12 protein-coding genes are annotated in these 12,461 nt (G+C 38.8%); 2 read left to right on the top strand and 10 right to left on the bottom strand.

The window, feature by feature from the left end; genetic code table 11:
• The first annotated feature begins 120 nt into the window (after nt 1–120).
• Nucleotides 121–552 carry an Hsp20/alpha crystallin family protein gene (locus V7D82_RS08910; protein ID WP_333600628.1) on the top strand — a complete coding sequence of 144 codons (432 nt, stop codon included), beginning with the start codon at nt 121–123 and terminating at the stop codon, nt 550–552.
• A 74-nt stretch (nt 553–626) separates the two neighbouring features.
• Here V7D82_RS08910 and V7D82_RS08905 read toward each other — a convergent pair whose 3' ends face one another.
• The 9 genes from V7D82_RS08905 to V7D82_RS08865 all read right to left on the bottom strand — a co-directional run bounded on the left by V7D82_RS08905 (nt 627) and on the right by V7D82_RS08865 (nt 11,329).
• Nucleotides 627–1,394, bottom strand: coding sequence for an SDR family NAD(P)-dependent oxidoreductase (locus V7D82_RS08905; protein WP_333600627.1), 768 nt, complete (start codon nt 1,392–1,394; stop codon nt 627–629).
• A gap of 92 nt (nt 1,395–1,486) precedes the next feature.
• Nucleotides 1,487–2,416 carry a helix-turn-helix domain-containing protein gene (locus V7D82_RS08900; protein WP_333600626.1) on the bottom strand — a complete coding sequence of 310 codons (930 nt, stop codon included), beginning with the start codon at nt 2,414–2,416 and terminating at the stop codon, nt 1,487–1,489.
• A 44-nt stretch (nt 2,417–2,460) separates the two neighbouring features.
• Nucleotides 2,461–4,449, bottom strand: coding sequence for an excinuclease ABC subunit UvrB (uvrB, locus tag V7D82_RS08895; protein ID WP_333600625.1), 1,989 nt, complete (start codon nt 4,447–4,449; stop codon nt 2,461–2,463).
• Nucleotides 4,450–4,498: 49 nt separating this feature from the next.
• On the bottom strand, nt 4,499–5,080 hold the full coding sequence (nudK, locus tag V7D82_RS08890) for a GDP-mannose pyrophosphatase NudK (RefSeq protein ID WP_333600624.1): 582 nt from the start codon (nt 5,078–5,080) through the stop codon (nt 4,499–4,501).
• Nucleotides 5,077–6,036 carry a 23S rRNA (adenine(1618)-N(6))-methyltransferase RlmF gene (rlmF, locus tag V7D82_RS08885; protein WP_333600623.1) on the bottom strand — a complete coding sequence of 320 codons (960 nt, stop codon included), beginning with the start codon at nt 6,034–6,036 and terminating at the stop codon, nt 5,077–5,079. Before rlmF ends, nudK begins: the two co-directional genes overlap by 4 nt.
• Nucleotides 6,037–6,047: 11 nt before the next feature.
• Nucleotides 6,048–6,710, bottom strand: a complete 663-nt coding sequence (locus V7D82_RS08880; RefSeq protein WP_333600622.1) for a thiamine diphosphokinase — start codon at nt 6,708–6,710, stop codon at nt 6,048–6,050.
• Between the two features lie 90 nt (nt 6,711–6,800).
• A complete protein-coding gene (locus tag V7D82_RS08875; protein WP_333600621.1) occupies nt 6,801–7,622 on the bottom strand; it encodes a DUF4249 domain-containing protein in 822 nt (273 codons plus the stop codon).
• Nucleotides 7,623–7,626: 4 nt separating this feature from the next.
• Nucleotides 7,627–10,023, bottom strand: coding sequence for a TonB-dependent receptor (locus V7D82_RS08870; protein ID WP_442902385.1), 2,397 nt, complete (start codon nt 10,021–10,023; stop codon nt 7,627–7,629).
• Between the two features lie 169 nt (nt 10,024–10,192).
• Complete coding sequence (locus tag V7D82_RS08865; RefSeq protein WP_333600620.1) at nt 10,193–11,329, bottom strand: helix-turn-helix domain-containing protein; 1,137 nt, start codon at nt 11,327–11,329, stop codon at nt 10,193–10,195.
• 124 nt (nt 11,330–11,453) lie between these two features.
• Here V7D82_RS08865 and V7D82_RS08860 point away from each other — a divergent pair, with 124 nt between their 5' ends.
• Nucleotides 11,454–12,140 carry a hypothetical protein gene (locus tag V7D82_RS08860; RefSeq protein WP_333600619.1) on the top strand — a complete coding sequence of 229 codons (687 nt, stop codon included), beginning with the start codon at nt 11,454–11,456 and terminating at the stop codon, nt 12,138–12,140.
• A gap of 48 nt (nt 12,141–12,188) precedes the next feature.
• Here V7D82_RS08860 and V7D82_RS08855 read toward each other — a convergent pair.
• A partial coding sequence (locus tag V7D82_RS08855; protein WP_333600618.1) for an isocitrate/isopropylmalate family dehydrogenase occupies nt 12,189–12,461 on the bottom strand: 273 nt, incomplete at its 5' end.

The raw sequence follows: 12,461 nt of genomic DNA, 5'->3' as shown, positions 1-12,461 counted from the left end.
GTCAAAATTTCATTTTTTACTTTTATTTTTTTGCCAAAATGACTTAAGTAGGGTCTTGGTACAGCATTTGTTTTTGGGTTAGTACCATCAAAAAAATGTTTAACAAAAATTAGTGAAATTATGAACTTAGTTAAAAAAAATTACAACAATTTTCCATCCATTATTGATGAGTTTTTGAAACCGGACTGGTTTGGTGGACTCCAAAATTTTCAAACAAATATGCCGGCAGTAAATATCAAAGAAATTGATACTAGCTATAGTTTAGAGATGGCCGTTCCGGGGAAAAGTAAAGAAGATTTTATAATCGAAATTGATCACAATGTTTTGACCGTTTCTTCAGAGGTGAAAACGGAGAATGAGCAAAAAGAGGAGAATGGCAGATATACTCGAAGAGAGTTTAGTTATGCCGCTTTCCGTAGAGCATTTACTTTGCCAGAGACTGTAAATACAGAAAATATTAATGCCAATTATGAGAATGGTGTTCTGTGTATAGTACTCCCTAAAAAACAGGAAGCGTTACCAAAGCCAAAACGCATGATTGAAATTGCTTAAGGAAAGTAATTAAAAGAAAAACGCCCTTCGAATGAGGGGCGTTTTCTTTTAGTAATCAGGTTTTTGAAACAAAATTAAATTAGCATTCCACCCGAAACTTCAATGCGCTGTGCGTTTACCCATTTGGCATCGTCTGAACATAAGAACGCCACTACACTGCCAATATCATCCGGCAAACCAACTCTGCCAAGGGCTGTCATACCAGCAATCATAGTATTTAAATCCTGATTGTCTCTTACGGCACCCCCACCAAAATCGGTTTCGATGGCTCCGGGAGCCAAAGTATTAACACGTATGCCTTTATCGCCAAGGAATTTGGCCTGATAGCGCGTTAAAGTTTCCACGCCGCCTTTCATTACGGCATAAGCATCATAACCAGTGAAACTGAATCGGGTAAGTCCGGAAGCCACATTGACAATACTTCCACCTTTATTGATTAAGGGAAATAATTTTTGTGTTAAGAAAAAAGGTGCTTTTAAATGAATATTGACCATTGAATCAAATTGTTCTTCGCTAGTGTTGCTCATGTCAGCATGAACGCCAACGCCGGCATTATTTACCAAAGCATCAAAAGTCTCAGCCTGGAATTCCGATTTCAATATCGATTTAAAGTTGGCAACAAAGCCATCAAAACTGTTGCTTTTTGCTACGTCAAGTTGTAACGCGTACGCTTTATGTCCGCTGGCTTTGATTTCAGTTACTACATTTTCAGCTTCTGTTTGTTTACTATGATAGGTTATAACGACATTAAAACCTTTTTTAGCTAATTGCAAAGCCATGTCTTTGCCAAGGCCACGACTCCCGCCAGTTACTAAGGCGATTTTGTTTGAAATAGTTGTCATTTTGTATTGTTTTAAATTACAAGGCAAAGTTGAGAACTATTCAAAAGACAGCGGTTGTAAAATTCAATGGATTATTTGTAAAAATCAAACAATCATTTTCGATAGGATAGTGGAGACAGTTGCGTGCTTTTTTTGAAGAAGTTCGAAAAATGCGCTACCTCTTCAAAGCCAAGACTAAAGGCGATTTCAGAAACATTCCAGGTGGTTTGTTTTAATAGAATTTTGGCTTCCTGCGTAATTCGACTGCTGATGATTTCGGTGGTGGTTTTTCCGGTAATCTCTTTGAGTACTTTGTTTAAATGGTTTACGTGGACGCCTAAGTTATAAGCATAGTCGGTGGCTGTTTTCAGTTGGATGCTTTGTGTTGGGGATTCAATTGGGAATTGTCTTTCCAATAATTCAATAAAAAGGGTTGAAATTCTGGCCGAAGCATTCAGGTTGTTTTCTTCGCTGGCTATGGGTGTGAGCTTTTGGCCGTAATGAATTAACTCAATCACGTAATTGCGAAGCAGGTCGTATTTGAATGCATAGTCAGAAGTTATTTCCTCGTGCATTTTTTCAAACACATGCTCTATGTCCTTATATTGTTTGGCGTTGATTTCATAGATGAATTCTCCGTTAGGTTTAAAGATGGGTAATTCATCCAGGACTAATCCGCTTTTGGATTTGGCTAAAAAATCCTTGGTAAAAATGCAAAAATGGCCACTTTGATTGTCATCCTGAGGAATGTATTTGTACGGAACTTTAGGCGTAGCAAACAAGATGGCGTGCTCTTTTATATCCACTACTTTGTCCGCATATTCGGCTTTGTTTTTACCATTAATCAAACTTATTTTATAATAGGTTCGACGGTTGTAGGACATATTGGATTTGTTGGTGCAATTGGTGTACAAGTCGGCAATACTAAAAACGTTGAAATGACCAATGTCTTTATTGTTGTTTTCGTCTAAGAAATTATCAAGTATAGGGCAGTTGCCTCCAAAGACGTCTTTATAAAATTGTTTTACGGTAATGGTATCCATTTTTCAATATTTGCAAAATTCAAATAGAATGCAAAGTAAAGAAATTAGATTTTATCTTGCAATGCTTTTATCTCATCGCGCAATTTGGCCGCCTGCATAAAGTCTAAATCTTTAGCCGCTTTTTCCATGGCTTTGCGGGTGTCTCTGATTTTCTTTTCAATTTCTGGTTTCGATAAATAAAGACTTTCCGGCTCGGCAGCTTTGGCTATTTTGTCTTCAAAGTATTGTGTTGAAACCGAATTATTACTCAACGCATTGCCCAGGCTTTTATTCAAAGCTTTGGGTTCCAATCCGTGTAAAGTGTTGTAAGCGGTTTGTTTTTCGCGGCGGTAATTGGTTTCGTCAATTGTTTTTTGCATGCTATTCGTGATTTTATCTGCATACAAAATAGCCTTGCCGTTCACATTACGCGCGGCTCTTCCCACGGTTTGCGTAAGCGAGCGATGACTGCGTAAAAAACCTTCTTTATCGGCATCTAAAATCGCAACCAAAGAGACTTCAGGCAAATCCAAACCTTCCCGCAATAAGTTTACACCAATCAAAACATCAAACAAACCTTTACGCAAATCCTGCATGATTTCCACACGCTCCAAAGTATCTACATCAGAATGGATATAACGGCAGCGGATGGAAACTTTGGTTAAATATTTGGTCAGTTCTTCCGCCATTCTTTTGGTTAAAGTCGTTACTAAAACGCGTTCGTCGGCTTCGCACCGCACTTGAATTTCTTCGATTAAATCATCGATTTGGTTCAAACTCGGGCGTACTTCTATAATAGGGTCTAATAATCCTGTTGGACGAATCACTTGCTCCACATAAATGCCTTCCGATTTCTGTAATTCATAATCGGCAGGCGTTGCCGAAACATACACCACTTGGTTTTGCATGCTTTCAAATTCCTCAAACTTCAACGGACGATTGTCCATAGCGGCTGGCAATCTAAAGCCATATTCGACCAGGTTTTCTTTTCGGCTTCGGTCGCCACCATACATGGCATGTACTTGTGATATGGTCACGTGACTTTCATCCACCACCATCAAATAATCATCGGGGAAATAATCCAGCAAACAGAATGGTCTCGTTCCCGGAAGGCGTCGGTCTAAGTAGCGTGAATAATTCTCAATCCCGGAACAATAGCCCAATTCGCGTATCATTTCCAAATCAAAATTGGTGCGTTCTTCCAAACGTTTGGCTTCAAGATGTTTGCCGATTTCTTTAAAATAATCGACTTGTTTGACCAAATCTTGTTGAATGTCCCAAATGGCTGCTTGCAGTACATCCGGCGAAGTCACAAACATATTGGCAGGATAAATATTCAGTTTTTCATAGCGTTCGAAAACTTTAGCCGTCTTGGGATCGAAAGCTTCAATCTCTTCAATTTCATCACCAAAGAAATGCACGCGGAACGGCTCATCAGCATAACTGGGGAAAATTTCCACAGTGTCGCCTTTGATTCGGAAGGTTCCCGGTGTGAATTCAGCTTCGGTGCGAGAATATAAACTTTGTACCAAACGATGTAGCAATTTGGTTCGTGAAATCATTTGATTTTTTTCGATGGCAATCACATTCTTCTGAAATTCCACCGGGTTTCCAATTCCGTACAAACACGAAACAGAAGCTACCACTAATACATCTCTTCTTCCTGATAATAGGGCAGAAGTAGTACTTAGTCTTAGTTTTTCCAATTCATCATTGATGGATAAATCCTTTTCGATAAAAACGCCGGTTACGGGAATGTAAGCTTCGGGCTGATAGTAATCGTAATACGATACAAAATACTGCACCGAATTATTGGGAAAAAATTGCTTAAACTCAGAATACAATTGAGCTGCCAAGGTTTTATTGTGAGCCAAAACCAAAGTCGGTTTTTCGACTTCCTGAATCACATTGGCCATCGTAAACGTTTTCCCCGAACCTGTTACACCAAGTAAGGTTTGATACTTCTCACCATTGTTGATACCCGTGACTAATTTGTCAATGGCTTGCGGTTGGTCACCCGTGGGTTGGTATTCGGATACGACTTGGAATTTCATTTTTTACAGCAGCAAAAGTTCAGAGTGGTAAAGATAAGAAGAATGGTTTCTAAATCAAACCATTGATTTTCGCATGTTGTAACAGCATAATGGTTTTCGCGTCTTTGATTTCGCCTGAAGCAATCATGCCGTAAGCTTTGTTGAAATCGAGTTCCAACACTTCTATGTTTTCCTGTTCTTCCTGAACGCCGCCGCCTTCGTTGACTTTCATGGCTTTGGTATATTCGGCCACAAAGAAATAGACAATTTCGGTTACCGAACCCGGTGACATATAGACTTCAAACACTTTTTCTACCGCCGAAATTTTATAACCTGTTTCTTCTTCGGTTTCTCTTCGGATGCATTCCTCGGCGTTGTCTTTGTCTAATAATCCGGCACAGGTTTCAATCAGCATGCCGGTTTCGTTGCCGTTGAGATAAGTAGGCAAACGGAATTGCTGTGTCAGGATTACGGTTTTGGAATCTTTATTATACAGCAAAATAGTAGCGCCATTGCCACGGTCATACGCTTCGCGCGATTGGGTTTCCCAGTGGCCGTCTTTTTTGAGATAGTTGTAGGTGATTTTGCGTAAGGTGTACCAATTGTCCGAAAGGATTTCGGTTTTTAGAATTTCTATTTTTGGATTGCTCATAAATTTATAGCATTAATAAAATGGTGTTGTTGATTAGGCGAGAGGAATGTCCAGGCGACAATTCGGCTACTTTTTTGACCTTGCGCCATATCGATGGTTTTGATTTCGGCAGCACCAACTTTGTTTAGTAGTTTGTAAATATTCTTCAGATTGTCTTTTTTAGAAACCAAAGTCGTGAACCATAAGCACTGCTTAGGATATTTGACACTTTCATAAATCATTTGGGTGAGGAAACCCAATTCACCGCCTTTGCACCACAACTCCGCATTTTGACCGCCAAAGTTTAAGACGGGTTTATCAGATTTGATACTTTCTAATGCATTGACTTTTCGCAAAGCACTCTTCGCTGCTTCTTCCGGAGACGCATGAAACGGCGGATTGCAAATGGTGAAAGCAAACTTATCTTCGGGCAATAGGATGTTTTTGAAAATAAACCTTGGTTCAATTTGCAATTGTAACGCAACTGCGTCAATGAGTTTCGGATTGTCAGCAATGATTTTTTTGCAATTTTGCAATGCTTTTTCATCAATATCGGTGCCAACGAAACTCCAGCCATACGTGGTATTTCCAATGATTGGATAGATGCCATTTGCGCCAATGCCAATGTCTAAACCGGCAATATTTTCGCCTTTGGGAATGATTCCGTTATTGGTTTCAGCCAATAAATCGGCGATGTAATGAATGTAATCTGCTCTTCCGGGAATAGGTGGACAAAGATAACCGGCCGGAATGTCCCAGTTTTGAATGTCGTAATACGTAATTAACAGCGCTTTGTTCAACGTCTTTACCGCGTCGGGATTACTGAAATCTATCGTTTCGGTTTGATGCTCGTTGATCATCACGAAGTTTTTCAACTCCGGGCAATTTTGGATTAAGAGCTCAAAATCATAACGAAACCGATGTGGGTTTCGCGGATGTAAGCCTTTTTTTTCGGTGGTATTATGCGTTTTTTTCAAAGTGTTTTAGTTTAATCCCAACATTCCATTAGTAATAAATCACCATCAGTATGCGAAATCGAAACGATACCGTCAGCGGTGACATGGTTGCTGCTTCCGGTTCGGTAACCAATGGTTAGGTCTTCATTGTTCAAGGAATAAAAAAGATTTTGAGTAGTTATGCCGGTTACTTTTCCGATGGGAATTAATGACAAAATTGTATCGGCCGTGTACCATTTTTCGAAGGCAGTGGGTAATAGATACACTTTTGAATGATCATCGAGAATAACGACTTTCAGTTTGTTTCGGTACGCGACAATATTGGTCAGATTGGTAATCGTATGATCGGCGCGTCTTCCGGTGGCCCAAATGACATTGACAGCCTTGTGCCCTTTTTCGATTAAATAGTCAAACGCTTTTTCTAAATCGGTTTTGTCTTGGTTTGGCGCGTATACAATTTCAATCGGATATTGTCTTTCTTTGTAATAGTCAGCATCAAATCCTCTGTCAAAATCGCCCAAAAGCACATCCACTTTAATTCCTAATTCTAATACGCGTTCTATAGCGGAATCCAGGACAATCACTAATGGTGACCATTCGAGTAATTGACCCAATAATTCAGCACTGCAGGCTTCACCATTGGCAATGATTAAAGCCGGTTCCTGATCGTCGCGAACGATGTGGTGTGATGACATTTAAAGTACGAAGTTAAAAGTTTGAAGTACGAAGTTTACTTGTTGTAAAAGTAAATAAAAAAACTTCGTACCTCTTACTTTGTACTTTCTTTATTGGATTACATAATTCCGAAAATCGGTTTCCGAAAGATTGAAATAGCCCAAAGCGTAATTATCCGGATGTGTTTGGTTTATGATATTTCCATGAACAGTGGCTGGCGGTGTAGAGAACGGTCCGCCGCTTCCCATTGAGATTAAAATCAACTTGTTCATGTATTCTGAATAGCGTTTGGAAATGCCATAAAGCGTGATGTCAATATTATTGCCGCTGGCAATATCTTCATTGGTATAGTAACCAAAGAATTCATTGCCTTGAAAAAATTCATCGTCGTTCACTTCATAACTTGGGATGGCATTGATATTGGCTTTATATTTCAGCAAATAATAATTGTCCGCATCCCCTGGATCATTGAAATAAGTTTTGATTTCGACATCGGTGCCACTGAATCCGCCTTGATCATTTTGAGTGATATTGGTAATAGGCGATACACTTTTCAGGGTCTCCGTTGCGGTATAGGTTTCGCCGTTTAACACTACTGTTAACACATAGGTTTTCTCAATTTCGGGCACAAAATCGTGACATAAATATAAGCCGGAATTTGGTGTTTCTTCAGTAAAAGTGAACGTTACGTTATCACTATTGGTCACAAAAACCAATGCTCCGGAAACCGTTGGGATAGTCGTGTCATAAAATCCTGTAGTAGTGGATAATTTAATTTTTTGCTCATTACCGGCGGTTCCTTTTTGCCACTGAATGGAGCCATCAATGACTAATCGTGGAGCGGCAGTATCTAAATCGACATTGACTACGTCTTCACAACTGCTTACTAAAACAGCCATGATAATTGCAAATAAGTATATTAGGGTTTTCATAGAATTAAAATTTAAAGTTATAACTAACACCCGGAACTACCCCGAATATGGATAAACGAATCGCTTCATTAGCACCGGTGTCAACATTTTGTCTGAAGGAAATGGAAGCGGCATTTTTACGCCCATACACATTGTAAAGACTGAAGACCCATTCGCTTTGCCAGCCTTTTTTCTTGTTGGGTTTTGGCGTATATGTTGCCGATAAGTCTAAGTGATGGTAAGCCGGGAGTCGGTCACCGTTGCGCAAACCGTAACTCGGAATCGTGATACCACCGTATTCGTATTGACCGTTCGGATACGTCACCGGTTGTCCGGATTGTAAAACAAAGTTGGCTCCAAAGGTCCATTTCGGATTGAAATTATAGGAGCTGGTTACGGATAAATTGTGCAATTTGTCATAGCCCGAATTGTACCAGCTGCCATTGTTGATTCCGGTTTCAGTGGCATCTCTGCCTGGAGTTCTTTGTTGCGATTTCGAAAGCGTATACGAAATCCAACCGTTTAGTTTTCCGGTATTTTTTCGCAATAAAACTTCTAAACCATAAGCACGCATTTCGCCATTCAGAATTACTTGTTCGATAGCTTCATTGGCAATCAAATCGGCACCGTCAATATAGTCGATTCGGTTTTTGACTTTTTTATAAAAGGTTTCCACTTCCAACGAATATTTATCGTCTCTGAAATTTCGGAAATAGCCCAATGCCACCTGATCTGCAATCTGCGGTTTGATGTATTGGTCACTTGGCGTCCAAACATCCAAAGGCGTTGGCGATGCGGTATTCGAAATCAATTGCAAATATTGTGTCATGCGATTGTAACTCGCTTTTACCGATTGGTTTTCATCCAATTGATACGAAGCAGCAAATCGGGGCTCCAGATTGTCAAAACTTTCAATGACTTTGTTGTGACTGTAATATTTGGTGCCGATTGGCGTTCCTTTTTCATAAATCTGTAATTCGTGATTGAACACCACCGCTTGATTGTCCTGATAAAGATTGACGGTAGAGCTTCCCAAACGATAGAATTGACTGTAGCGCAAACCGTAAGACAAGGATAATTCCTTGGTTACCTTTTGTTCGGCATCAATATAAAGGGAAGGTTCAAAAGCGTATTTCTTCTCCAATTGTTTGTAGTTGATTCCCGAAGTAGCATCAGAAGGTTCAATAGTTCCCGGATTGAAGTTGTAATAAATCCCGCTAACGCCATAATTCAACTTGATTTTATCGGTTACATAATGTTTTAAATCGTATTTGATGTTGTAGTTTTTGATGCCCGAATTCCATAAAAAGCCAAGCAAATTCAAATCCAAACCATAATAGTAATCGCTGTAAATTACCGAAAGATTCGAGAATAATTTATCCGAATATAAATGGTTCCAACGCAGGTTTAACGTGGCATTGCCATAGGTGTTGACAAAGCTGTTGTTCAAACTAAACACATCGCGGCCAAAATACCCGGAAAGGAATAAGTTGTTGTTTTGGTTCAGTTTGTAATTCATTTTGGTATTCAGATCATAGAAGTACGCTGAGTTTTTGTTGTCTGATAATTTCAGAAACAAATGGGCGTAGGAAGCTCTTCCGGCGAAGAGGAACGAACCTCTTTCTTTTACGATTGGTCCTTCGGCCAGCAATCGGCTGGAAACGATTCCGATACCGCCGTTCATGCTGAATTTGTTGCTGTTTCCGTCTTTTTGATAAATGTCTAAAACCGAGGAAACTCTGCCGCCAAAACGGGCAGGAATGCCGCCTTTGTACAATTTCAAATCCTTAATCGCATCAGGATTGAATACCGAAAAGAACCCAAAAACGTGCGAAGAGTTAAAAATAGTAGCTTCGTCTAACAGAATTAAATTTTGGTCAGCCCCACCGCCACGAACGTTGAAACCCGATTGTCCTTCACCGGCATTGGTTACGCCTGGCAATGTCAGTAAGGCTTTAATGACATCAACTTCGCCTAAAACCACTGGAATTTTTTTGATGGTTCCTATAGAAAGTTTGTTGACACTCATCTCTGGTTTTCTGATGTTGGTAGCCGTTTTTTCGGTGTTAATGACTACTTCATCCAACTGCTGTCCGGTTTCGGTCAGAGCCAGGTTTTTCTTAATGTCTTTGGTTAGCGAAATGGTTTCTTCCACCGTTTCATACCCCATATAACTGATTTGAATGTTGTAGGTTCCTTTGGGAAGGGTGATGGAATAAAATCCATATTCATTGGTAGTAATTCCAGTTTTGGTTTCGGGAATAAAAATGTTGACACCAATAAGTGTTTCATTGGTTCTGGCATCGGATATGGTGCCGCTGAGCGTGAATTTTTCCTTTAGTGGCTCGGCAAAACTGGTGCCTTGGGAAAAGGAAGCTGTTGCTGTTATAAAAAATAACAACAGCATGATTTTTTGTTGCATGTGATTGATGATTTTGTTTTGATTGTGCGTTTGACGATTAAAGTTGTCAAATGTTACGGAATCCATGGTATGTTTTTTTTAATTTCGGGGCAAAAGTGGTAACAATAAAACGATTGATGGTTCAGATTTATAAATCCGAACGCATTTAAATGGATTTTGAGGGCTTATGTTACGCGGCTTTTTTAAACTCACTTGGCGTCTTTCCTGTGAATTTTTTGAAAGTAGTGTTGAAGACGGTTTTCGAATTAAAACCCACTTCGTAGGCAATTCCGATTAAGTTGAAGTGATCCATTTTGGGGTTATGAATCAGTTTTTTGGCTTCTTCGATTCGGTATCGGTTGACAAACTGATAAAAATTTTCTTCAAAACCGTTGTTGATGATATAGGATAAAATATGAGTCGAAACATTCATAAGGAAAGCCAATTTTACCAAACTCAACTCGCAGTCCAAAAAGGGTTTTTCAGTTTCCATCAATTGGATTAATTCGGTTTTGGATTCGGTTAGTTTTTCATCCGTCAGTAATTTTTTTCGATTTTCTTCCGGAATGTCGGTTTCGATTATGATTTCGTTAATCTCATCTCTTTCGGCTTCATTATATGGATAAATTTCTTTTTGTTTCATCGAATGATAGCCAATAAAAAAGAAGCTTACAAGGTAAATGAAATTACTGATAATATTTAAGATGATGCCCGCTGCTGAGGCCTGAAAAAGGATATTCATAATCCAAAAGCCAGCCATGACCAGAGCGCTGAGAATCATATATTCCAGCCATTTTAGGTCGACATTTTCCAAAGTAGAGGAAAACAACCGAACGTTCTTTTGGTGCCTAAGAATCTTTCGGTAAGAAAAATAAAAATAGGGCAATAATTGGATGCAAAAAACAATGCCAAATACAATATTAAACCATTCGCTAAAAAAAGCCTGATTAGTTTCGCCCGGATTTTTCAGAAAAAGCGTCGCCAGAAACAAGCCTAACATAAAAAATCCAAATGAAAAAAGAAGGAAGTTTTTGTTTTTCCATTTTTTGGTTGGATTTATGTAATAATCCACGCTTAAATAAAATATAGGCGCAATTAAAAAAGCAGGAAAATTAAGGAGGAAGCCTAAAATTTCATTTTCGGGATTCATTTTTGAAGCAACCAAAGCATCACTAAAAAGCAAAAAGAAGATGCACAAAATGAAACAGCCAAACCACGGATTTGCTTTTTTGTTTACTTTTTGAGGATTCGCAATAAGCAAAAACGCCAGTAAGAGTGACGACCCAACGGATAAATAGTTTATGATATGAAAGAGGTTGGTCAGCACTTTTTTTACAAAGCTACACATTAATTGCAAATCGCTGTAGTATTTGTCGTTGTTAAGGTTTGGTTAATTAAAAAGATTTTATAATTAGATTTTAAATACTTTTACACCTTAAAATAAAACCGATATGAAAGCAATTTTTGCTTTTTTGTTTTTACTATTACTTTCATTTAAAGGGTTTGCTCAGTTTGAGTTGCCCAGAAGAACTGTAAATATTGCTCCGGCTACCAATACTTCGGGACAAATTGCTCCCTCTTCTTCCAAAGCGATAAACTATCCCAGTATTTTTGATAAAAAGGATAAGTTGCTGGAGAGTGTTTCCTTGCTCAATAAAAAACCAGAGGAAGAAAAAAGCGTCATGGAAAAGGAACAGAAGTTTGAAAATCCGGCCAAGCAATATACCGAGAAAATGAATAACAAGATGAAAATGGAGGGTATTGCACGAGAGATTGTTGATACGGATATGTTCTTGGGAGAATTTAAAATTTTTACAGCAAAATTATTCATAGCCTGCAGAGATAATGGCGCTATAGATGGGGATAATGTCAGTATTTGGATAAATGACGAAAGAGTTATTCCTTTTATTGGTTTAGAAGCCGGATTCAGAAAATATGAATTTGCCTTAAAACCCGGAATCAATGTGATTCAGATAGAGGCACTCAATACCGGAGAGTTATTTCCGAACACGGGACAGTTTACCTTTTTTGATGGTAATGAAAAATTAGTTACCAATCAGAATTGGGATTTGAATGCCGGGTATAAAGCGGTCATTAGAATAGTCAGAATTGAAGGAATTGAAACCAAGAAAAAATAAAAAAGCGACCAATTTGGTCGCTTTTTTGTTGCTGTAACTTTAAATTTATTATGCTAATTTTTTATCCAAATTGGTTTTCAACGCTTGTAGAAAATCTTCCGTCGAAAGATAATCAGCATCCGTTAAGCCTTCCGGTTTTACCAGCATGGCTAAGTCTTTGGTCATTTTTCCGCTTTCTACAGTTTCCACACAAACGGTTTCTAACGCCAAACAGAAGTTGATTAATTCCTGATTGTTGTCTAATTTTCCTCGGTGCTCTAAACCACGGGTCCAGGCAAAGATAGAAGCGATTGGGTTGGTCGACGTTTTTCTTCCTTTTTG

Origin of the sequence: Flavobacterium sp. (assembly GCF_036741995.1) — a bacterium.
Lineage (GTDB): Bacteria > Bacteroidota > Bacteroidia > Flavobacteriales > Flavobacteriaceae > Flavobacterium.
This window is presented reverse-complemented; position numbering and strand designations above follow the sequence as displayed.

Coding starts and splice junctions, on each gene's coding strand:
- V7D82_RS08910 (WP_333600628.1), top strand. CDS start 121: ATGAACTTAGTTAAAAAAAATTACAACAATTTTCCATCCATTATTGAT.
- V7D82_RS08905 (WP_333600627.1), bottom strand. CDS start 1,394: ATGACAACTATTTCAAACAAAATCGCCTTAGTAACTGGCGGGAGTCGT.
- V7D82_RS08900 (WP_333600626.1), bottom strand. CDS start 2,416: ATGGATACCATTACCGTAAAACAATTTTATAAAGACGTCTTTGGAGGC.
- uvrB (WP_333600625.1), bottom strand. CDS start 4,449: ATGAAATTCCAAGTCGTATCCGAATACCAACCCACGGGTGACCAACCG.
- nudK (WP_333600624.1), bottom strand. CDS start 5,080: ATGAGCAATCCAAAAATAGAAATTCTAAAAACCGAAATCCTTTCGGAC.
- V7D82_RS08880 (WP_333600622.1), bottom strand. CDS start 6,710: ATGTCATCACACCACATCGTTCGCGACGATCAGGAACCGGCTTTAATC.
- V7D82_RS08875 (WP_333600621.1), bottom strand. CDS start 7,622: ATGAAAACCCTAATATACTTATTTGCAATTATCATGGCTGTTTTAGTA.
- V7D82_RS08870 (WP_442902385.1), bottom strand. CDS start 10,023: ATGCAACAAAAAATCATGCTGTTGTTATTTTTTATAACAGCAACAGCT.
- V7D82_RS08860 (WP_333600619.1), top strand. CDS start 11,454: ATGAAAGCAATTTTTGCTTTTTTGTTTTTACTATTACTTTCATTTAAA.